Annotated in this window: 21 protein-coding genes; 13 read left to right on the top strand and 8 right to left on the bottom strand. The window is 56.1% G+C overall.

All coding sequences use genetic code 11. From position 1 onward, the window contains the following. The first annotated feature begins 83 nt into the window (after nt 1-83). From ABY734_RS09765 to ABY734_RS09735, 7 genes are read left to right on the top strand one after another with little or no spacing between them, the layout of a single operon-like run. Nucleotides 84-1,883, top strand: coding sequence for a TonB-dependent receptor domain-containing protein (locus tag ABY734_RS09765; protein ID WP_372778807.1), 1,800 nt, complete (start codon nt 84-86; stop codon nt 1,881-1,883). A 54-nt stretch (nt 1,884-1,937) separates the two neighbouring features. After that, a complete protein-coding gene (gene cobO, locus ABY734_RS09760) occupies nt 1,938-2,543 on the top strand; it encodes a cob(I)yrinic acid a,c-diamide adenosyltransferase (RefSeq protein ID WP_372778806.1) in 606 nt (201 codons plus the stop codon). Further along, nucleotides 2,537-3,412 (top strand): cobalamin-binding protein, encoded by an 876-nt coding sequence (locus ABY734_RS09755; RefSeq protein ID WP_372778805.1) that lies wholly within the window; start codon nt 2,537-2,539, stop codon nt 3,410-3,412. The genes cobO and ABY734_RS09755 overlap by 7 nt, the downstream gene beginning before the upstream one ends. Nucleotides 3,413-3,431: 19 nt before the next feature. Further along, the gene (locus ABY734_RS09750; protein ID WP_372778849.1) at nt 3,432-4,385 is read left to right on the top strand and encodes a FecCD family ABC transporter permease; all 954 of its coding nucleotides are present in this window, start codon (nt 3,432-3,434) and stop codon (nt 4,383-4,385) included. Further along, the gene (locus tag ABY734_RS09745; protein ID WP_372778804.1) at nt 4,385-5,167 is read left to right on the top strand and encodes an ABC transporter ATP-binding protein; all 783 of its coding nucleotides are present in this window, start codon (nt 4,385-4,387) and stop codon (nt 5,165-5,167) included. The genes ABY734_RS09750 and ABY734_RS09745 overlap by 1 nt, the downstream gene beginning before the upstream one ends. After that, a complete protein-coding gene (gene bluB / locus ABY734_RS09740) occupies nt 5,160-5,810 on the top strand; it encodes a 5,6-dimethylbenzimidazole synthase (RefSeq protein WP_372778803.1) in 651 nt (216 codons plus the stop codon). The genes ABY734_RS09745 and bluB overlap by 8 nt, the downstream gene beginning before the upstream one ends. After that, a complete protein-coding gene (locus ABY734_RS09735; protein WP_372778802.1) occupies nt 5,789-7,252 on the top strand; it encodes a cobyric acid synthase in 1,464 nt (487 codons plus the stop codon). Before bluB ends, ABY734_RS09735 begins: the two co-directional genes overlap by 22 nt. 32 nt (nt 7,253-7,284) lie before the next feature. Here ABY734_RS09735 and ABY734_RS09730 read toward each other — a convergent pair whose 3' ends face one another. From ABY734_RS09730 to cobU, 3 genes are read right to left on the bottom strand one after another with little or no spacing between them, the layout of a single operon-like run. Further along, nucleotides 7,285-7,893, bottom strand: coding sequence for a histidine phosphatase family protein (locus ABY734_RS09730; RefSeq protein WP_372778801.1), 609 nt, complete (start codon nt 7,891-7,893; stop codon nt 7,285-7,287). Beyond that, a complete protein-coding gene (gene cobT, locus ABY734_RS09725) occupies nt 7,886-8,932 on the bottom strand; it encodes a nicotinate-nucleotide--dimethylbenzimidazole phosphoribosyltransferase (RefSeq protein WP_372778800.1) in 1,047 nt (348 codons plus the stop codon). Before cobT ends, ABY734_RS09730 begins: the two co-directional genes overlap by 8 nt. 1 nt (nt 8,933) lies before the next feature. Next, complete coding sequence (gene cobU / locus ABY734_RS09720) at nt 8,934-9,446, bottom strand: bifunctional adenosylcobinamide kinase/adenosylcobinamide-phosphate guanylyltransferase (protein ID WP_372778799.1); 513 nt, start codon at nt 9,444-9,446, stop codon at nt 8,934-8,936. 103 nt (nt 9,447-9,549) lie between these two features. Here cobU and ABY734_RS09715 point away from each other — a divergent pair, with 103 nt between their 5' ends. Next, on the top strand, nt 9,550-10,116 hold the full coding sequence (locus ABY734_RS09715) for a cob(I)yrinic acid a,c-diamide adenosyltransferase (RefSeq protein WP_372778798.1): 567 nt from the start codon (nt 9,550-9,552) through the stop codon (nt 10,114-10,116). 34 nt (nt 10,117-10,150) lie between these two features. On the opposite strand, the gene ABY734_RS09710 is transcribed toward ABY734_RS09715, so the two are convergent. Genes ABY734_RS09710 through ABY734_RS09695 form a run of 4 tightly spaced genes read right to left on the bottom strand, consistent with a single transcriptional unit; the run spans nt 10,151 to nt 14,751 of the window. After that, complete coding sequence (locus ABY734_RS09710; RefSeq protein ID WP_372778797.1) at nt 10,151-11,065, bottom strand: ROK family protein; 915 nt, start codon at nt 11,063-11,065, stop codon at nt 10,151-10,153. 3 nt (nt 11,066-11,068) lie between these two features. Beyond that, entirely contained in the window at nt 11,069-11,920 is an 852-nt protein-coding gene (gene ampE / locus ABY734_RS09705; RefSeq protein WP_372778796.1) for a regulatory signaling modulator protein AmpE, read from the bottom strand. After that, nucleotides 11,920-12,495, bottom strand: coding sequence for a 1,6-anhydro-N-acetylmuramyl-L-alanine amidase AmpD (ampD, locus tag ABY734_RS09700; protein WP_372778795.1), 576 nt, complete (start codon nt 12,493-12,495; stop codon nt 11,920-11,922). The genes ampE and ampD overlap by 1 nt, the downstream gene beginning before the upstream one ends. Nucleotides 12,496-12,516: 21 nt before the next feature. Then, nucleotides 12,517-14,751: a DUF1631 domain-containing protein gene (locus ABY734_RS09695; RefSeq protein WP_372778794.1), complete on the bottom strand. Its 2,235-nt coding sequence runs from the start codon at nt 14,749-14,751 to the stop codon at nt 12,517-12,519. A gap of 380 nt (nt 14,752-15,131) precedes the next feature. Here ABY734_RS09695 and nadC point away from each other — a divergent pair, with 380 nt between their 5' ends. Continuing rightward, nucleotides 15,132-15,971 carry a carboxylating nicotinate-nucleotide diphosphorylase gene (nadC, locus tag ABY734_RS09690; protein WP_372778793.1) on the top strand — a complete coding sequence of 280 codons (840 nt, stop codon included), beginning with the start codon at nt 15,132-15,134 and terminating at the stop codon, nt 15,969-15,971. A gap of 9 nt (nt 15,972-15,980) precedes the next feature. On the opposite strand, the gene ABY734_RS09685 is transcribed toward nadC, so the two are convergent. After that, entirely contained in the window at nt 15,981-16,733 is a 753-nt protein-coding gene (locus tag ABY734_RS09685) for a hypothetical protein (RefSeq protein WP_372778792.1), read from the bottom strand. A gap of 73 nt (nt 16,734-16,806) precedes the next feature. Between ABY734_RS09685 and ABY734_RS09680 the strand changes: the two genes are divergently transcribed. The 4 genes from ABY734_RS09680 (at nt 16,807) to ABY734_RS09665 (ending at nt 20,837) form a co-directional block, all read left to right on the top strand. Further along, on the top strand, nt 16,807-18,111 hold the full coding sequence (locus ABY734_RS09680) for a nucleotide sugar dehydrogenase (RefSeq protein ID WP_372778791.1): 1,305 nt from the start codon (nt 16,807-16,809) through the stop codon (nt 18,109-18,111). A 70-nt stretch (nt 18,112-18,181) separates the two neighbouring features. Then, nucleotides 18,182-19,135: a Gfo/Idh/MocA family protein gene (locus tag ABY734_RS09675; protein ID WP_372778790.1), complete on the top strand. Its 954-nt coding sequence runs from the start codon at nt 18,182-18,184 to the stop codon at nt 19,133-19,135. Beyond that, entirely contained in the window at nt 19,132-19,731 is a 600-nt protein-coding gene (locus tag ABY734_RS09670) for an acyltransferase (RefSeq protein WP_372778789.1), read from the top strand. The genes ABY734_RS09675 and ABY734_RS09670 overlap by 4 nt, the downstream gene beginning before the upstream one ends. After that, entirely contained in the window at nt 19,731-20,837 is a 1,107-nt protein-coding gene (locus tag ABY734_RS09665) for a DegT/DnrJ/EryC1/StrS family aminotransferase (RefSeq protein WP_372778788.1), read from the top strand. The genes ABY734_RS09670 and ABY734_RS09665 overlap by 1 nt, the downstream gene beginning before the upstream one ends.

Here is a 20,837-nt window from a genome sequence, read left to right as displayed (position 1 = left end):
GCGGAGGGCTTCATCGGGTCATATACCTGTATATCACCCCACCCCTCCCTCATTGCGTTAACAACAATGCATTGGGGAAATCCATGAAAAAACTTACCGTTACTGCACTCACCTTGAGCAGTGCCGTTTCACTTGCCAACCCGGTTGAAACCACGCTGGTCACTGCAACCAGAACCCAACAGAACGTCGACGCCACGCTGGCGCCTGTCACTGTTATTGATCGTGAAGAGATCGAGCGCAGTCAGGCCCGCGATGTGCTGGAACTACTGACCAACACTACCGGCGTCACCATTACCCGCAACGGCGGCGTCGGCTCTTCCAGCAGCGTGTTTATTCGGGGCAACGCCTCCAGCCATACGCTGGTGCTGATCGACGGACAACGCGTCGGCAGCGCGACGCTGGGCACTGCCAATCTCTCCATGCTGGAGCCGGAACAGATAGAACGCATTGAGATCGTTCGCGGCCCGCGTTCCAGCCTCTACGGTAGTGATGCAATTGGCGGTGTGATTCAGATCTTCACCCGCAAAGGAAGCTTAAATGGCGGTGTCTCGCCTTTGTTGAAAGCAGGCTACGGTAACCGCAACACCAGTAAAGCCGTGGCGGGATTGTCAGTAGGTGATGATAGCGCCTATGCCAACCTTATGCTGACTCACTTTGACACTCAGGGCATGGACAACCTGATCAGCGATACCGGCCAGAATGGCGACGACGACGCCTATCGCACCACCGGCTTAAGTTTCCGCTCCGGCGCCAAGCTAGGTAAAGCCGATTTTGGACTGAGCTACCAGCGCACCGAATCAGAAAATGAATTCGACAGCGCCTTTTCTCCCAACGCACTGCCATCCAGCGAGTCTGTAATCGAGACTGTCAGCGCCGATGCCAGCGTGTCGCTATCAAAGAGCTGGGTCAGCACCCTGCGCCTTGGTAAATCCAAGGATGATAGTCTGTCACTGAATGACCTGAATCCCACATCGCGCTCGCGCTTCACCACGCGCCGCGACAGCGCCCTTTGGCAGAACGACGTATATTTGGGCAGCCACGTGGTTTCCGTTGGCGCGGAGTACTATGATGATTTCGTCGATAGCACCACCAACTACGACGTCGATGAACGCTACAACAAAGCCGGCTTTGTGCAGCTGCAAAGCGACTTCGGCGCCCAGGATCTGTCTCTTGGCGGTCGCCACGAGGACAACGAGCAGTTCGGCTCTTTCAGAACCTGGACCGCCAGCTATGGCATCGACTTGTTTGAAGGCACTCGCCTGATTCTGTCCAAGGGTACCGGCTTTAAAGCACCCACCTTTAACCAGCTTTACTTCCCCAATTTCGGCAACCCCAGTTTCATTCCCGAAGAATCTGAAAACACGGAAGTGGAACTGCGCTACCGGGAGGATAATTTTGGCTGGTCACTGGCGGCGTTTGAAAATGACGTAGAAAACCTGATCCAGTACAACCCCGCCACCTTTACTACTGACCAGATCAGTGAGGCTGAGATTCGCGGCGGCGAACTGACGGTATTTGCGCGGGTTAGCGACTGGCAACTGAATGCCAACCTGACAGTCTTGCGACCGCTGGACGTTGCTACGGACAACGATGTGCGCCGCCGTCCTCGCCGAGCCGCCACTGTCAGCGCCGATCGCCAGTTGGATCGTTTGAGTTACGGCATTCAGGTTCGCGCCCAAGGTCGCAGCTACGAGGATGCTGCCAACAAACAGGAGCTGTCAGGCTTTGCCCTCGTCAACCTGAGAACCAGCTACGCCTTCACACCCAGTTTTTCTGCACAGCTAAGCGTGAAAAACCTGTTTGATCGCAGCTACGAAACCGCGCGCGGCTTCGACAGCGAGGGGCTTACCTCCATGTTGACGCTCGTTTACGAGCCAAAGTAAGCCACGTATCCTTGCTTGTCTGAATAGGCCGGACTGAACCAAAGGAAACAGCAAATGAGCACAGACCGCAACGAACGCCATAAGAAAGCCATGCAGCGCCGCAAGACACTGGTCGATGAAAAAGTGGCTCAGGCTCAGGAAGAGCGCGGCGTGCTTATTGTACTGACCGGCAATGGCAAGGGTAAATCCAGCTCCGGTTTTGGGACCGTGATCCGCTGTCTGGGTCACGGCTACAAGGCCGGTATCGTGCAATTTATTAAAGGCACCTGGGACTGCGGCGAGCGGGATTTTATTCAGCAGCGCTGCCCCGAGGTGCCTTTCCATATTATGGGCACCGGTTTTACCTGGGAAACCCAGGATCGGGATCGGGATATCGAAGCCGCCAATCAGGCCTGGGAAAAGGCTGAAGCTCTTCTCACGGATGAGTCGCTTCATCTCGTTCTGCTGGACGAGCTGACCTATGTGTTGAAATACGGCTGGGTGACTCAGGAACGTATTTTCGAAGCCCTGCGCAATCGCCCCCGCGAACAATCAGTTATCGTAACAGGCCGCGCGGCATCCAAAGCCCTGTGTGAACTGGCCGATACCGTGTCCGTGGTTGATGTGGAAAAGCACGCTTTTCAGGCGGGCATCAAGGCCCGCAAAGGCATCGAATGGTAGCGCTATACCGTTTTCTGCTGCTGATACTTTTAACGCTGCCCGCGCAGGCAGAGCGCTGCGTTGTCGACGATATCAATCATACCGTCTGCCTACCCAAACCCGCTGAACGTATTATTGCGCTTTCTCCCGGCGCCACCGAGCTGCTGTTCGCCGCCGGCGCCGGCAGCAAGGTGATTGCCGCAGTGACCTTTTCCGATTTCCCCGAAGCCGCCAAGGCCCTGCCCCGGATCGGCAGCTACAATCGCTTTGATATGGAAGCCATTGTTGCCGCGCAACCCGACCTGATCATCGCCTGGAAGGAAGGCAACCCCCGTGAACAGGTCGCACAATTGCGCGACCTCGGCCTGCCCGTTTATCACGGTGATCAACGCGACTTTCAGGATATCGCCTCAACGATAAAACGTCTCGGCGTACTCGCTGGCACCGAACAGGAAGCCAACGCTGAGGCCAATCGCTTTCTAGAGGGCATAGAACACTTTCGCCAGAAATATGAAGATGCCGCGCCGGTGCGCGCCTTTTATCAGGTGTGGGTAAACCCGTTGATGACCGCCAACAAGAATCACTTTATCGGTCATGCGCTTACACTATGTGGCGGCGAAAACATTTTCGGAGAACTGCCGCGACTGACTCCGCGCATCGGTGTAGAAGCGGTACTCGCCGCCGACCCGGAAGTGATCATTGCCGGCGGCATGGCGGAAGATGACCCCGGCTGGCTGGATGCGTGGCGCCCCTTCAGCAACCTTACCGCCGTACAGCGCGATAATCTGTTTTTTGTTCCGCCTTCCACGCTGCAACGGCCCAGCCCGCGACTGCTCGACGGTATAGAATTGCTCTGCCGGAATCTGGAGACGGCCCGTGGCCGCCGTTGAGGCCCTGCGACGACGTAGCGTGCCACTGTTACTGCTGGCCGCAGCGTCTGTAATCTGTATTGCCGTCAGTGTGTCCACAGGCAGTGTTGCCATCAGCGTCGGCGAACTCTGGGCGGTAATCAGCGGCGGCGGCGAGCCTCTGCACCGCACCCTGATTCTGGAACTGCGCCTGCCGCGCTCGCTGGCAGCCTTTGCCACCGGTGGCTTGTTGGCAGTGGCCGGCGCCTTGATGCAGGTATTACTGCGCAACCCGCTCGCCGACCCCTATGTACTCGGCTTGTCTGGTGGTGCAGCCGTGGCGGCATTGCTCTGCATGCTAGCTGGAATGCCCCCGGCAATCGTCTCGATCGCCGCCTTCGCGGGGGCACTGGGGTCGGCGGTATTGGTTTTTGGTCTGGCCCACGGGCGCGGCAGCTGGACAACCACACGCCTGCTGTTGACCGGTGTTGTCGTATCCTCAGGCTGGGGCGCCGTTATTACCTTTATGCTCGCGGTCGGCCCCACCGAGCAGTTACCGGGCATGTTGTACTGGCTGATGGGTGATCTGGCCTACGCACGCAGCCCCTGGCCGGCACTGATTATTCTCGCTCTGACCAGCCTGATTCTGTTGCCACTGGGGCGCAGTCTGAATGTGCTGGCCCGTGGCCCGATGCAGGCAGCCGCGCTTGGCGTTGCGGTGCGGCCATTGGAATGGAGCATCTACGGTAGCGCCAGCCTGCTGACCGCAAGCGCCGTGACCACCGCCGGCAGTATTGGTTTTGTCGGTTTAGTCGTGCCTCATATGCTGCGCTTGGTGCTCGGCAATGATCAGCGCCTGATACTCCCGGCGGCAGCCCTGACCGGCGGCGCCCTGCTTGTGCTTGCAGATACCCTGGCAAGAACCATTATCGCCCCGGAACAGTTGCCGGCAGGCGTCATCACCGCCCTGCTCGGCGTGCCTACTTTTCTTTACCTCTTGTACCGGAGCCGCTGATGTCGACGCTGTCTGCCCGGCAATTGGTTATTGATATTCCCGAGCGCGGCGACGGCACGCCGCTGGACTTTTCTATTCAGCCCGGCCAGATCTGGGGCGTGCTCGGCCCCAACGGTGCGGGTAAAACCACCTTGCTCCATACTCTGGCCGGCTTGAAAAGCCCCCGCTCGGGCTTCGTGGAGCTGAATGACCTGGGCTTTGCCCAATTGCGACGGAAACAGATTGCCAGAGAGATTGCGGTAGTGTTTCAGGAGCGTCAGGACGGCTTTCCGGCAACCGTGCTGGAAACCGTACTAATCGGTCGCCACCCCTACATGGCCCCTTGGGATGTGGAAACGGCGGAAGATCTGGCGCTGGCTCGAGATGCCTTAAAACGCACAGCCTTGAGCGCACTGGAAGACCGACTGGTTTCCACCCTGTCCGGCGGCGAGCGCCAACGTCTGGCGCTGGCAACCGCCCTGTGCCAGCAACCCACCATCTGGCTGGCCGATGAGCCTGGCAATCATCTGGACTTGCGTCATCAGGTGCAGGCGATGAATCTGTTTGCCAGTGAAGCAGAATCGGGACGCGCGGTATTGCTATGCCTGCATGATCTGAATCTGGCGGCCCGCTGGTGTACCCATATTCTGCTGCTCTACCCCGATGGCAGAGCCTGTTGGGGCGAGTCAAACAAAATGCTGGAGCGCTCGGCATTGGAAACCCTGTACCAACAGCCGCTGGCAGAAACGACTGTCGATGGTCGTCGTTATTTTGTGCCCGCCACCGGAGCGGTCAATGACTGAGCCATACAGTGATGCTGATAAGCAGGCTTTGTACCGTGCAATATACGAACGCAGGGATATGCGGCACTTCTGCGGCGGCAAGGTTGATGAGTCGGTGCTGGCTCGTCTACTGTCCGCAGCACACGCCGCGCCGAGTGTCGGTTTGATGCAGCCCTGGCGCTTTATTCGCATTACCGATAACAATCTGCGCGATCAGGTCTACGCCCTGGTGCAAACCGAAAGGCGAGCCACCGCCGCCGCTATGGGCGAGCGCGAGTCGGAGTTTCTATCTCTGAAAGTTGAAGGCATTCGCGACTGTGCCGAACTGCTTGTCGTTACCTTGAAAGACAAACGCGAAGCACATATTTTCGGGCGTCGCACCATGCCCCATATGGATATCGCATCAACGGCCTGCGCCATCCAGAACCTGTGGCTGGCTGCCCGCGCCGAAGGTTTGGGCATGGGTTGGGTCTCCCTGTTCGAGCCCGACGATCTGAAAACCCTGCTCAAACTGCCCGCCGACAGCGAACCGCTGGCCATCCTCTGTCTCGGCCCGGTGGAATCATTTTATGATCGCCCCATGCTGGAACAGGAAGCCTGGGCAGAGCGTGCACCTCTTGAGCATTTTGTAATGGAAAACCAATGGCAGCCGAACGAACCCTGAACGCCGCCACCCTGATGGTACAAGGCACCACCTCCGATGCCGGCAAAAGTGTCATGGTGGCCGGCTTGTGCCGTGTGCTCAAACGACGCGGCTTTTCTGTCGCCCCCTTTAAACCCCAGAACATGGCATTGAACAGTGCGGTTACGGTGGATGGCGGTGAAATTGGTCGGGCTCAGGCGGTACAGGCCCGCGCCTGCGGTTTGTCGCCGCACACAGACATGAATCCGGTGCTGTTGAAGCCGAATACCGATATTGGCGCGCAGGTGGTCATCCACGGCAAGGCACTCAGCAATATGGATGCCGCCGTATATCACAACTACAAACCCCGAGCCCTGCAGGCAGTGCTGGAATCCCACTCTCGACTGGTCGAACGATACGATTATGTGGTGGTGGAAGGAGCCGGTAGCCCGGCAGAAATCAATCTGCGCGAGGGCGATATTGCCAATATGGGCTTTGCCGAGGCGGCAGACTGCCCGGTCATACTAGTGGCCGACATCGATCGTGGTGGCGTATTCGCCCACATTGTCGGCACACTCGCACTGCTGAGCGAAAGCGAACGCGCGCGGGTAAAAGGCTTTATCATCAATCGCTTTCGCGGAGATATTGCCCTGCTGCAAAACGGCCTGAATTGGCTGGAAGACTACACCGGCAAACCGGTACTCGGTGTGGTGCCCTATCTGCAGGATTTTTATCTGGAAGCCGAAGATGCGGTCGATCGCAGTCAGGTGCTTGACGACAGCCTGCTGCGGGTCTGTGTTCCTGTGTTTTCCCGCATCGGCAATCACACAGACTTCGACCCCCTGCGCCTGCACCCATTGGTCGACTTTCAGTACGTCAGGCCGGGGCAGGCGATTCCCGAATGCGACCTGATTATTCTGCCCGGCACCAAAAACACCCGCTCCGACCTCGACTTTCTCAGGGCCCAGGGGTGGGATCAATCGATCCAGAAGCATTTGACTCTCGGTAAAAAACTGATGGGTATTTGCGGAGGCTTTCAGATGCTGGGCAGACAGGTTCACGACCCCAAGGGGATTGAAAGCGCAGCGGGCTCAACGACCGCTCTGGGGCTCGCGGATTTTGACACCACCATGACCGAGTCGAAAATACTGCGGCATACGACGGGAACATTACTGGGAGGCGAGGCGCAGGGCTATGAAATCCATTGCGGCATTAGCAGCGGGCCAGACCTTGATAAATATCCGGCATTGACCGTGGAACACGGGCGAGATGGTTATTTATCCGAAAACGGGCAAGTGCTCGGCACCTATTTGCATGGGGTGTTTGATAAAAAGTCAGCACGTGATGCGATTTTACAGTGGGCGGGTTTGAATCAAAGCTCGGATTTTGATTTTGAATCACTGCTGGAAAAGAATCTGAACAGACTGGCGGACTGCCTAGAAGAACATTTGGATATTGAGGCTCTGTTTTCTCTTAAACACTGAACGACTCTCTCCCTAAGGCAGAAAGGGGCAGACTACCCCCGATGAAACACCAACTGCGCCCAGGGCTCACTCCCTTCCTGCTCAAAAATCTTGAAACGTGACAGGCCCGCATAGGGCACTGACAGACTGGTAATGCCATCGAGTGGCATTTGCAACCAGTTCACCATAATCGAACGAATCACCGCGCCGTGGGCCACCACCAGAAAATGCTGGCCGCGAAGCTGCTGAGCCCACTCGCCGATAGCCGGCGTCACCCGCGCATGGAAATCGACCATGGTTTCGCCGTTTGGCGCTACAGCCTGCGACGGTTTGCCAAAAAAGGCTTTCCATTCCTGTGGGTACTGTTCACGCACTTCGGCCACGAGCTGACCTTCCCAGTCACCAAAGTGAATTTCGCGAAGCCGCGCATCGGTTTCAACGGCTATGCCGCGCTCTTCGGCCAGCCAGTGAGCAAACTCCCGGCAGCGCTTCAGATCAGAGCTGACGATCTGCGACCAGCCACTCTCTTCGGCAACGGCCGAGCGCATCTGCGACCAGCCCTTGTCACTCAGCGCAACGTTGGTACTGCCACGAAAAATTTCGCCGCCTTCACAGGCGCCGTGGCGCAATAGATCGATGGTGGTGACTTTGAAATCAAACACTGCGACTGACGCCGGCTTCATCGAAACTTGCCATTTCCCGATGCAGGGCACAGGCTGACTGTAGAATAGGCAGGGCCAGCGCCGCGCCACTGCCTTCGCCCAGCCGCATTTCCAGTGACAGCAGGGGTTTCGCTTCAAGTTTGTTAAGCAGTTTTTCGTGGCCGGGCTCGGCTGAGCAGTGAGAGAAAAACAACCACGGCCGGATACTCGGGTTTACTTTGACCGCCGCCATCGCCGCCGCCGTGCAGATATAGCCATCCACCATAACCGCAATACCCTTTTGTGCAGCGCGGATATAGGCCGCAGCCAGGGCGTTCACTTCGAAGCCACCAATACGCTGCAGGTAATCAATGCCTATACGCATATGCGGCAGGTGTTTGGACAACGCCCGAGTCACCACCGCCGACTTCTTCGCAAAACCCTGATCATCAATACCGGTTCCACGTCCCACCATCGCCTGAGCCGCAAGCTTGGTGTGAGCCACCGCCAGTGCCGCCGCAATGGTGCTGTTGCCAATCCCCATTTCACCGCCGATAAACAAATCGATATCACCAGCCGAGTCCACGGCTTCTTTGCCTGCAGTCATACAGTCTTCAAGCTGGCGCGCGTCCATGGCCGGACTGGTGCAGATGTTCTGGGTGCCACCGGCAACACGGCGGTCTTCAACGTTGGGGAGCTCTTCCAGAGAATCGACGGTACCCATGTTAAAGACCCGAAAGGGCACATTCAGGTTTCTCGCCAGCACGGTGATCGCCGCGCCGCCGGCGGAAAAGTTTCGCACCATTTCGCCGGTAACGGCTTGGGGATAGGCAGAAACGCCCTCGGCCGCTACACCGTGATCGCCGGCAAAAACCACAATTGCGGGTTTGGTAATACCGGGGGTGAGGGTGCGCTGATTACCTGCCAGCTGAATGACCACCTCTTCCAACCGGCCCAGTGCGCCTTTCGGCTTGGTGAGACTGTCCTGTCGGGCACGGGCCTGCACCAGAATATCCTCATCCGGCGCCGGTGCTTCTTCCAGGTACCACGCTTCTTCCACCTCAATTCTCCTTTAGTGTTATAGGTATTCCAGCGACCACAAAGCTCATCCGCTGGCACACGCCGGCCAAGTCCTGATGCAACCAGCCACTCTCATCAACAAATCGGCGCGCCAGCGCATTCATTGGCACGATGCCCTGCCCTACCTCATTGCTCACCAGGACAATCCGGCCCGGCAGCGTGGGTAGCGCAGCAATAAATTCCTGTTTGACCTGCGGCCAGCGGGCCTCGTCCGCTTCCAGCCAGTTACTCAGCCACAGCGTAAGGCAGTCCACCAGAATACAACGATCCGGCGAGGCCTGCTCCTGCAAAACCCGGGTCAGTGCCAGCGGTTCTTCCAGTGTGAGCCACTGCGCTCCGCGGTCGTTTTGGTGCCGCGCAATACGTTGCTGCATTTCATCGTCCCGGGCTTGGGCCGTGGCGAGATAGACCTTCTGCAACCCACTGCGCTCTACCGCCGCTTCAGCCAGACGACTTTTGCCGGAACGCGCCCCACCGAGAAAGAATTCTATCATTCGGGTTATTCCTGACCAGCGCCAGGACTCGCGCCTGCGATTCTGGCAAAATGGCTATTCTATCGCAGCAGCGACTGCAAAACAGGGTCAAAACGAGGACACCATGGGGCATCGTCTTTCAAAAATCTATACCCGCACCGGCGACGATGGCACGACCGGTCTCGGCGATGGCAGCCGCATCGATAAAGATGCGCCGCGCATGGAAGCCATCGGCACGGTCGATGAAGTCAACAGTCATGTCGGCGTACTGATCGCGTCACTGCCTGCCAACGACGAGCACCTGCCGCTGCTTTCACAGATACAGCACGACCTGTTTGATCTCGGCGGAGAACTTGCGGTGCCCGGCTTTACTTTGATCAGCGATGAACGCATCAGCGCGATTGAAACAGAGCTGGACCGCCTGAACGAAGCTCTGCCGCCGCTCAAGAATTTTATTCTCCCCGGCGGCAGTCTGGCAGCGGCCCAATGCCATCTGGCGCGCGTGGTCTGCCGGCGGGCCGAGCGCTGCGTGATCACCCTGACCAAAACCGATGAGGTTAACCCGCCGGTGCGCAAATACCTCAATCGTCTTTCAGACCTGTTATTTGTACTGGCGCGTCTGATTGCCCGCCGCGATGGAGGTGAGGAAGTGCTTTGGCAACCGGCCAAACCCAAGGACGATCCGAAGTAAACCGTCGCTGACGCTCCTCGCAATGACAACGACTCTACTTTAATTCCGCAGACGCGACCGGCCACAACCAGGCCGCGCCCCGCACACCGCTGGCATCACCGTAACGGGCAGCAACCACCGGCGTTACACAGTCTCGACCAAACACATCTTCTGCCAGCATCGGCGGTAACAGGCGGTAAAGGCGCTGGATATTCGACAGGCCACCGCCCAGCACGATGATGTCCGGGTCGACGATATTGATGACCGTGGCCAGGGCTCGGGACAGCTTGCGGGCATAGTCTTGCAGGATCGCCGCTGCATACTCACTGCCTTGCTCGGCCAGAACGCTGAGCTGCTGCGCGCTCGTTAGTTTATTCAGTTCAGATCGGCCTGACGCGACAGCCATGGTCAAGAGTCCGGCGCCGTTCAAGTGGCTCTCGATGCAATCCCTGCCGCCGCAGTAGCAGGGGCGCTGCTCATCGGCGCCGGGCAGCGGATTATGCCCCCACTCTCCCGCGAGACCATTCGGCCCGGCTATCAGCTGATGGTTAACCACCAGCCCGCCGCCGACTCCGGTGCCGAGAATCACGCCAAATACAGTTTTATAGCCAGCACCTGCACCATCAGTGGCTTCGGACAGGGCAAAACAATCCGCATCATTTGCCATTCGAATTTCACGCTGCAACAGGGCTTCAAGATCGGCCTTCAGGGCTTTGCCGTTCAAGACCACACTGTTGCAGTTTTTCATCAGGCCACTGGCGCGAGCGGGAGAACCAGGCGTGCCGATCCCGACTGGGCAAGGTCTGCCGCAGTCGGCTTCCAGCTGGGATACAAGCTCGGCAATTGCCTGAAGGGTTTTTGTGTAATGCGAAGCCGGCGTGGCTACGCGCAGGGTTTGATGGATCTGGCCGCGCTCATCCATAAGCACGGCTTCAATTTTGGTGCCGCCGAGATCAATGCCAATTCGCATCGCTTAAAAGAGTTGAAGCACGGCCAGTACGGCGACCCAGCACACCACGCTGCGGGAAATCAGCTTTTGGGCACAGCTCAATTCCGCCTCGGCTTCGCTGGCGAACTGGTCCGCCGGGCAGTCATCGCGCATGGGGCTGGCCAGAGCTGCGTGGCCGCTGTCGGCCAGCAGGTCTGGCGCCCGGCTTGCCTCTACAAGGTGAGCACTCACTGCGCTGACAACACGGTCAAAATCACCGACAACCGCAAAGGTAAAGGCCAGTAAACGCGCTGGCAGCCATTCCAGAAACTGTATGCCCTGATCCAGCAACTGCTGTTCTTCTGGGCTGGTTTCCGGCCGATTGCCCAACAAGCGGAACAGGCGGTAGGCCAACGCGGCAGCGGGGCCCAGCAGCACAAACCAGAACACCACCGCAAACCAACGCTCAAAACCCTGATAAAAAAGCGCCTTGCGAACTTCGGCATGCAGCTCGGAGGCATTGCCCGGCACCGCCGACAGGTCAAAACCTTCCAACTCATGGGCCTGTTCTGTTGCGCCCTGCAGATCACCGCGGTGCCAGGCGTCGGTATACAGCGCCAAGTGCGAGCGGAAATCGCCCCGCCCCAGGCTGTAGAGCAAAACCGCCACATAAAACAGCAACAGGGGCAAGCCCCACAGCACGCCTTCCAGCGCCACCTGCAGCAGCAAAACCGCAAATACCGGCAACATGATCAGCAGCGCCAGACGGAGACGCAGATTATTGATCGAAGACACCCGTTGGTGAACTGCAACCAACCAGTCATCATGCTGCGGCACTGCACCATAGCCCCAGATCTGAAGTGCTGCCAGCACGGTAATGATCGCTAGAAATTCCATTAACTCAGCCGTTTTTTGTAGTTATGCCAATCAAACGCTGGCCCCGGATCGGTTTTACGTCCGGGGGCAATGTCACTGTGCCCGACAATACGCGCCGGATTCAGCAAAGGATAGTGCGCCATGAGTATCTTTGTCACGCGGGCGAGCGCCGCGTATTGCGATTCCGTGTAGGGAGTATCATCTGTGCCCTCCAGCTCCACCCCGATACTGAAGTCATTGCAATTCTCCACACCGGCAAAGCAGGATACCCCCGCATGCCAGGCTCGCTTATCAAAGGGGACAAACTGGGTAAGTTGGCCTTGGCGGTCTATCAGCAAATGAGAAGAGACCTGCAGGTCACGCAGATCGGCCAGCGCCGGATGCGCATCGCAATCCAGGCAGTTAGTGAAGAAATCGTGCACCTGCCGGCCGCCAAACTCACCCGGTGGCAAACTGATATTGTGAATCACCAGCAGGCTGACTTCGCAGCCTGGCGGGCGCTCATTGAAATTGGGAGAGGGGCATATCTCGGCGGCTGTCAGCCAGCCGCTGGTTGAGATGGAATTTTCACCTGCAGTCTGATCACCTGTGGTCACAAAGCCACCACTGGCACGCCATCAAACCGGCTTGTCTTTCATATCACGCAGGTTGCTGATTACAGATTCCAGAGCCCGGTCGAACAGCATGCCGTCGTCCAGCATCGTCATCTGATCGCCGGCGAGTTTGAGCAGGAGATCGTTCTTCTCGTATTCGGCCACCTTCATGCCCGAGCGATTCACGAAAATATGACGCCCGGTACTGGCAATAACGGCCGCCAGGCGACAGCGCAGGCGATTACCGTCGTCTTGCAAAAACTCTACCCAGTTGCCGACTTGCAGGCGGGTCAGACGGCGCTCAGCTTCATCCAGCTCGGAATCGCTGGCTGCCGGAGCTTCGCCCAGCGAGGCCGCCAGTGAGGCATCCAGCGCGTCCAGATCAACATCCTTCTCGGGACTACTCTCGACAGGAGTCGCCTCTGCCACCGCATCGCTATCATTGTCGCGACCTTTTTTCAGCAAGCCCATATGAACAGCTTCCAGTTGCTGAAGCTGTTCTTTTAAATCGTAGGGATTGTAACCAATCTGATTCAGACCGGCGCGCAGGCTTTCCAGAATGTTGGGCAAATCAGCCAGCAGCTTGTCGCGGTGCGCGGTGCTCTCTACCGGCTGTACACTCCACAGAAGGTTGTCGGCTACAGAAACCGCCTGTCGCCACGCCTCACTGTTTTCGCCCTGCTGCACATACTGCAAAAACAGGACCTTGCTCCAGCCCTCGGTCAGCAGGGTGGCCAGAACGTCGGGACAAGACACTTCACTGAGCTTGGCCTGAATCAGACTATCGACAATTTCACGCGCCTGCTCGGCGACCTGCTTGCCGTCGTGGGCATCGAGCACGCGCTGGGTAACCCGGTCTGCGCGTCGCCGCTCCTGCTCCAGATAGACTTTAAATTCATCCAGTGCGTCCTGAAAGACCCCGGCACTGCCATCAGCGCGCGCCAGTACATCCCGCACCAGATTTTCAATTTCAGCGTATAACGGGTCGTCTTCCAGGTCGCCACCGGGCTGCCAGCCTATGCAGGCATCGGCAATGGTGTTCAGCAACAGGCGGGCCGGATGCCCTTCTTTGCTGAAAAAACGCTTGTCGAGCATGGCGGCTTTCAGCACGGGAATCTGCAGGTGCGCGATCAGCGCACGCATCGGACTCGCCAGACTGTCGTCTTCCAGCACGTACTGAAACAGCAGCGACACCAAGTTGATCACATCAAAATCGCGCTGGGCGACGCTTTCGTCTGAATCGTCCAGCATATCGCGCCGCACATTGCGCAGCTTGTCAGCCAGGTCAGAGGGCAACTGGGCGACTTCGCCCGCAGAGGAATGCGCGGTGACATGCAAGCGCTCAAGCTGGGAGCCTTGCAGCTCCTGCAGCACCTTCAACAGAGAGCCGCGTGACAATTGAACCTTACCGCCGCCCGCTTCGCTGCCGTCGGCCGCAAGCAGGCCCTTGAGCACATCAAATACCGTGCCTGCGGTGTGCTGCGCCAGTTCGTCGACATCAACAGATTCTTCAGCCTGCTCAACAGGCTCATTGGGCACCGTCTGATCAGACGGGTCGGCAACATCCGGGCGAGGACGCAGACTGTTTTCGCCTTCGCGATAATAGCCTGCAGTTTTCAATACACCGGACAGTTCCAGATACAGACCACCCAGCTCAGACACCACATGGCGATCAAACAGCTTGAACAACACCAGCTTGGGCTTGATGTTCAGATCCAGCTCACGGGTCGCCTGGGCGAAGGCGTCGCAGATACTCAGCGGGGTAAAAGGCAGGAAATTCTCATTCACGGACAGTGTCACGTCCTGGGAATCACCCCAGGCATGGAAGCTCGCAGAAAGCGCGGACAAGGCCTGTGCGTAGCGCTTGCTGGCCTTGCTGGCCATGCTCTCGACCGCAACCTGCTCTTCCATGTCTTCATAATCGAGCAGCTCTAACGGCTTGGCCTGACCGGATTGATGGCGACCACCCTGAACCAATATCTGCAAAGGGCTGGCCAGCTGCAGGCGAAATTCTGCTTCTATACGGCGGCGGTGCACCCGAATCTCGCGCATCGCCTCGAAATACAGGTTCTGCTCATTGGCGTGAAGCGCTCGGTCGGCAAGTTCAAAAAGCGCGTCGTCGGCATTATCCAGCAAACGGTGGGCGCAGTCAGACAGATACCGCCAGGCACAATTCTGCAAGTCAGAAAATACTGGTGGCAGTGCTCCGGAGGCTGTCCGGCCTGCACGCAAATGCACTACCTTATTATCGTTACTCATCGGGTTACATCTCTAAAAATTGGTCGCAGCAACCACACCAGTACACAGAGCCCTTGCTCCGAATCAAACCGTACAGGACAATATGCCACTGAAGATCACGCACTGTGAACCTTTCGAATGAGGTTATCCAAGCCTCCGCGCCGGGTCAACTATTTCTCATTTTGCGAATGGCGTCACGTAGCACCTAGCCAGAGCGTGAAAAACTTCCTTTAACCAATTGAAATTAAGTTAATTCTAGCAGAGCGATGTCACGTGAGGCGACGCCAAGATCACAAAAGCGCGTAGATCAGTAGATGTACGTACAAAGAGCCTGAAAAGCCAAAATATGAGACACCGATCTCCTTTGACATACCCCACCACCTCGCAGCAAGGAAAATGATTTGAATCTGGACACCCTCAAAACCGACATCGCCAACAGCGTTAAACAAGCCCTCGCCGAAGACATTGGCAGTGGCGACATTACCGCCATGCTGGTACCCGAAGATGCCAGCGCCAAGGCCTCAATCATTACCCGCGAACACGCCGTAGTATGCGGTCGCGCCTGGGTGAACGAGGTCTTCGCCCAGCTGGATGGTAGAGTGCAGGTGGATTGGAAAGTGAATGACGGCGACAAAGTCGAACCCAATCAGACCCTCTTCACCCTTACTGGCCCAGCCCGCAGCTTGCTGACCGGCGAGCGCAGCGCCTTGAACTTCCTGCAACTACTCTCCGGCACCGCCACTACATGCCGCCAGTACGCCGACTTGGTAACAGGCACCGGCGTCAAACTGCTCGATACCCGTAAAACGATTCCCGGCCTGCGTACGGCCCAAAAATACGCGGTGACCTGCGGTGGCTGCTACAACCACCGGATCGGGTTATTTGATGCTTTTTTGATCAAGGAAAACCATATTGCCGCCTGCGGGGGAATATCCCAGGCAATAGAAGCCGCAAGAGAGATCGCCCCCGGCAAGCCGGTTGAGGTCGAGGTGGAGAACCTCCGGCAGTTTGATGAGGCGCTTCAGGGTGGAGCTGACATTATCATGCTGGACAACTTCAGCACCAGAGATATGGTGCGGGCTGTGGCGCTTAACTCAGGCACGGCAAAACTGGAGGCCTCCGGCGGGATTACCTCAGCCAACCTCAAGCAGATTGCGGTAACTGGGGTGGATTATATTTCGCTGGGGACTTTAACGAAGGATTGCAAAGCGCTGGACCTGTCCATGCGACTCCAAATGTAAGGCGCCCCATTAAAAACCAATAAAACGCTGAATAAACAAGGGCTCGTACGCAAAAACCGCACTCAGGTGATGGATGTAAGCATGCTGCCCCTGCCCCTGCCAAATTTCAGAAACCTCTTTGTGCACGGCCTGATAATGTTCAAGCAACTCTGTAACGGACTTCGGCTCAGAGCTATCACCAATTTCGGCCGACACCCCATCAACCAAAGCCAGCCAGCTGGCACTGACCCCCATAATGTAATACGGCCAGGTTTTCTGAATGTGCGGGTGCCAAGCGGGATCACTGTGCGCAGCGACAGCGGGCGACGGCTCTCTGCCGCGACAGGTTGTGACCACCCCTTTCAAATACCCCGCCCTCTGCAGACTGGCTACCAATGAATTCCCTTTAATCTGCGACTGAACAGCATCGGCCACGGGCTTGTGGGTATACATCAAAAACGTCAATTGATGGCCCGCCGAGTCCATTCCCGCCCGACGGTGAAAGCGCCACAGAGCAATATTTCCTCCGCTTTGTTCGAGCAGCGGCAACACGACTTCTCGGGCCAGCAAAGCGTCTACCGCCCACTCCGGGCGCCCATCACCATTCCAGGGCATACGAAAGCACACTGCATACCAATGGCGCCCCCCACCTTCCTGCTCAACGGGTACCTGCCCCCAGCCAGCTGCGGCGGGAGACGGCGCAAACTGTGAACAGCCTTGCAATACCGCTAAAACCAGAGCAACAGAAATCGCCTTCCGCCACTCTGAAAACCGAAAGTTCATGCTATGATTGCCCCTTAAAATAACAACGTCGCACACCTACCTTAGCAAAGTTGTGCGCTGGTAACTCGGAAGTATGAGCCTCGAAGCATTGCTGGAAAAGATTCGAACCCACCAAGCCGTAGTTGGGGTATTCGGGCTGGGTTATGTTGGGCTGCCATTGGTCATCCGGTTTGCGGAGGCTGGCTTCGAGGTTATAGGGTTTGACATCGACGAAGCAAAAATCGCCGCCATAAATGAAGGGCGCAGCTACCTGAACACTGTTAGTAACGAAAGTATTACAGCCGCCACACAACGAGGATTCTCGGCAACAAGCGACTACGCCCGCGCCAAATTGCTCGACGCTCTTATCATCTGCGTCCCGACACCGCTAAACCGGTACCGAGAACCAGACCTGAGCTTTGTGACATCCACGGTCGAGAACGTTCTACCCTATACCAAGGCGGGGCAAATCTTGTCCCTGGAAAGCACCACATATCCCGGCACGACCGAGGAGCTGATCAAGCCTCTGCTTGAATCTCAAGGCTTCGAGATTGGACAGAATTACCACCTAGTATATTCCCCGGAGCGAGAAGACCCCGGCAACAAAAACTTCACCACCCAAAAGATACCCAAAGTCTGCGGCGGATCCACCGCACACTGCCTCACGGCCGGTGTTGCACTGTATAGCGAAGTCGTAAACAGGGTGGTGCCGGTCAGTAACACCAAAACGGCGGAAATGACCAAGCTGCTTGAGAACATATACCGTGCCGTCAATATCGGGTTGGTTAACGAAATGAAAATTGTGGCCGATAAAATGGGGATCAATATCCACGAGGTTATTGACGCTGCCGCGACCAAACCCTTCGGCTTCACAAAGTTTACGCCGGGGCCTGGGCTCGGCGGGCATTGCATCCCTATCGACCCATTCTATTTGACCTGGAAGGCCAGAGAATTCGGTGTTAACACCCGATTTATCGAATTGGCCGGGGAAGTCAATCGCGCCATGCCCGCGTGGGTGGTGCAGAAAACAGCAGATGCGCTAAATGAGCAAGGCAAGGCGGTAAAAGGCAGTCGAATTCTTGTGCTAGGGCTGGCATATAAAAAGAATGTAGACGATACGAGAGAATCGCCTGCGGTAGAAATCATCCACCTGTTAGATCAAAAAGGTGCATTGGTGGACTACTCAGACCCACACATTGCAAACTTTCCCCGCAAGCGCGAATATCGTTTTGAGATGAGTTCCGTAAAGTTAACGGCTGAGGCACTATCTAGTTATGATTGCGCTGTACTGGTTACCGACCATGATTCTTTCGATTACAAAATGCTTTCTGAAACCGAGATTCCCTTTGTCGACACGCGAAACAGAATGCCCATTCAAAGTGGTTCGACCCCAGCATGATTGCCGCCTGCTGCTCGTTCACACAAGTGATTCATTTCGCCGAACATATTGTTGAGGCTGCCCACATCTGATGAAACGATTCGCATTGATTGGCGCTGCAGGCTATATCGCACCTCGCCACATGCAAGCAATCAAAGATACCGGTAATACATTGGTTGCTGCCCTAGACCCCAACGACTCAGTAGGTATCATTGACAGCTATTTCCCCGATGCTCATTTCTTCACCGAGTTCGAGCGCTTTGATCGCCACATCGATAAGCAGCGACGCGCAAGTGACCAACAAAAATTAGACTATATCTCAATCTGCTCACCTAATTACCTTCACGATTCCCACATCCGATTTGCGCTACGCTCAGACACAAATCCAATCTGCGAAAAGCCATTGGTACTAAACCCATGGAATATAGATGGATTGCAAGAGGTCGAGCGCGATACTGGACAGAAGGTCAACACCATCCTCCAGCTACGCCTACATCCGAGCATTATCGAGCTGAAACAGAAAACAGAATCCGAAGACAAAAAATCTAAGCGTGATGTGCAACTGACTTACATCACCTCTCGTGGGCGCTGGTACCTGCAGTCATGGAAAGGAGATGAAAACAAATCCGGTGGCATCGCTACAAATATCGGGGTCCACTTCTTCGACATGCTACATTTTATCTTTGGCGATCTGCAGGAAAATATCGTTCACTTCAACTCCCCCACCAAGGCCGCAGGTTATCTCGAGTACGAACATGCACGAGTACGCTGGTTTCTATCAGTAGATTTTGACGACGTACCACAGACAGGTCGCAGCGTCGAACAACGAACCTACCGCTCTATAACCGTCGATGGTCATGAGATAGAGTTTTCTACTGGCTTCGCCGATCTACACCTCCGCAGCTACGAGGAAATCCTAAAAGGCAATGGTTTCGGCCTTGAAGAAAACCGGGCGGCTATAGAAACCGTGGCCGCCATCCGCAATGCATCTGCCCAGGGAGCTGTGGGCGACTATCACCCATTTATAAACAGGGTGCTAAAATGAGTGTCGACCAATACATAAATGTGCAGATTCATGAAACCGCTATTGTGGATAAAGGCGCAGAGATTGGCCGAGGCTCTCGTATATGGCACTTCTCCCACGTTTGCGCTGGAGCTAAAATAGGTAAAGGAGTCTCCTTAGGGCAAAATGTTTTCGTAGGCAACAATGCAATAATTAGCGACTACTGCAAAATACAAAACAACGTGTCAGTTTACGACAACGTCTATTTAGAAGAAGAGGTGTTTTGCGGCCCAAGCGTGGTCTTTACTAATGTTTACAACCCTAGATCGCAGATAGAGCGAAAGGACGAATATCGAGATACGATCGTCCGTAAAGGCGCTACTCTCGGAGCGAACTGCACCATCATCTGCGGAGTAACTGTCGGAGAATACGCTTTCATCGGCGCAGGAGCTTTAATAAACAAGGATATACCAGCGTACGCACTGTTCGTGGGCGTGCCGGGCAAACAGATCGGATGGATGAGTGAATTTGGCGAGCAGCTTGACCTGCCGCTGGATGGGCAAGGCGAGACAACCTGCCAACAAACCGGAGCCCGCTACAGACTAAACGAGAGGACTGTCACCAAGGTGAACGCATAATGCAGTTTGTAGACTTGGCGGCACAACAGGCCCGCATCAAGGATAAGATTGATGCCGCAATCCAGCGAGTGCTCGCACACGGACAATACATCCTCGGGCCGGAAGTCGCCGAGCTAGAAGAGCGGCTGGCTAAATACACCGGCTCGAAATACTGCATTACTGTTGCCAACGGCACCGATGCCCTGCAAATAGCCCAGATGGCGGTTGGCATAGGGCCGGGTGACGAGGTCATAGTACCCGGCTTTAGCTTCATCGCAACAGCAGAGACCGTCGCACTACTTGGGGCGAAACCGGTCTATATCGACATAGACCCTAAAACCTACAACATGGATCCTACTCTATTAGAGAAAGCTATTACCCCTAAGACCAAGGCTATTATCCCCGTCTCACTCTACGGCCAGTGCGCCGACTTTGATACCATCAACGCAATTGCTAACAGCCATGGTATTCCCGTAATTGAAGACGGCGCCCAGAGCTTCGGCGCCACCTATAAACACCGAAAGTCCTGCAACCTGAGCACCATTGGCTGCACCAGCTTCTTCCCCAGCAAGCCATTAGGCTGCTATGGTGATGGCGGCGCCCTCTTCACCAACGACGAAGAACTGGCCACAGTAATCAGCCAGATTGCCCACCACGGACAAGACCGCCGATACCACCACATTCGTGTTGGTGTGAATAGCCGCCTAGATACCCTGCAGGCTGCCATTTTGCTGCCCAAGCTTGAAATACTGACTGAGGAGATTGCGTTGCGTAACGAGGTCGCAAGGAATTACAACCGTCTTCTCAACGAGGCTGGGATACACTCGACACCATATATTGAGTCTCACAATGTGTCTTCGTGGGCACAGTACACCATCCGAGTGAATAACCGAGATGCTTTACAAGCAAAACTAAACAACGCAGGCATACCTACTGCCGTTCATTACTCAACCCCTCTGAACAAACAACCTGCGCTGGCGCAAGTTGTAAATCTACCTGTTGGCGATGAAATGGCAGAAAGAGTTGTTAGTCTTCCTATGCACCCCTACCTGACTGAACAAGACCGACAGCAAGTGCTGGACGCTCTCTTAAATGAGCCACAGTTAGCTAGCCCTCTTAATATTTGA

Source organism: Litorivivens sp. (assembly GCF_041624475.1).
GTDB lineage: Bacteria > Pseudomonadota > Gammaproteobacteria > Pseudomonadales > Spongiibacteraceae > Litorivivens.
Note: the sequence above shows the minus strand (reverse complement) of the source record. Positions and strands in the feature narration are given on the sequence as shown.

Coding starts and splice junctions, on each gene's coding strand:
- ABY734_RS09695 (WP_372778794.1), bottom strand. CDS start 14,751: ATGAGTAACGATAATAAGGTAGTGCATTTGCGTGCAGGCCGGACAGCC.
- ABY734_RS09675 (WP_372778790.1), top strand. CDS start 18,182: ATGAAACGATTCGCATTGATTGGCGCTGCAGGCTATATCGCACCTCGC.
- ABY734_RS09765 (WP_372778807.1), top strand. CDS start 84: ATGAAAAAACTTACCGTTACTGCACTCACCTTGAGCAGTGCCGTTTCA.
- ABY734_RS09670 (WP_372778789.1), top strand. CDS start 19,132: ATGAGTGTCGACCAATACATAAATGTGCAGATTCATGAAACCGCTATT.
- bluB (WP_372778803.1), top strand. CDS start 5,160: ATGACTGAGCCATACAGTGATGCTGATAAGCAGGCTTTGTACCGTGCA.
- cobU (WP_372778799.1), bottom strand. CDS start 9,446: ATGATAGAATTCTTTCTCGGTGGGGCGCGTTCCGGCAAAAGTCGTCTG.
- ampE (WP_372778796.1), bottom strand. CDS start 11,920: ATGGAATTTCTAGCGATCATTACCGTGCTGGCAGCACTTCAGATCTGG.
- ABY734_RS09665 (WP_372778788.1), top strand. CDS start 19,731: ATGCAGTTTGTAGACTTGGCGGCACAACAGGCCCGCATCAAGGATAAG.
- ABY734_RS09755 (WP_372778805.1), top strand. CDS start 2,537: ATGGTAGCGCTATACCGTTTTCTGCTGCTGATACTTTTAACGCTGCCC.
- ABY734_RS09710 (WP_372778797.1), bottom strand. CDS start 11,065: ATGCGAATTGGCATTGATCTCGGCGGCACCAAAATTGAAGCCGTGCTT.
- ABY734_RS09735 (WP_372778802.1), top strand. CDS start 5,789: ATGGCAGCCGAACGAACCCTGAACGCCGCCACCCTGATGGTACAAGGC.
- ABY734_RS09685 (WP_372778792.1), bottom strand. CDS start 16,733: ATGAACTTTCGGTTTTCAGAGTGGCGGAAGGCGATTTCTGTTGCTCTG.
- ABY734_RS09745 (WP_372778804.1), top strand. CDS start 4,385: ATGTCGACGCTGTCTGCCCGGCAATTGGTTATTGATATTCCCGAGCGC.
- cobO (WP_372778806.1), top strand. CDS start 1,938: ATGAGCACAGACCGCAACGAACGCCATAAGAAAGCCATGCAGCGCCGC.
- ABY734_RS09715 (WP_372778798.1), top strand. CDS start 9,550: ATGGGGCATCGTCTTTCAAAAATCTATACCCGCACCGGCGACGATGGC.
- ABY734_RS09680 (WP_372778791.1), top strand. CDS start 16,807: ATGAGCCTCGAAGCATTGCTGGAAAAGATTCGAACCCACCAAGCCGTA.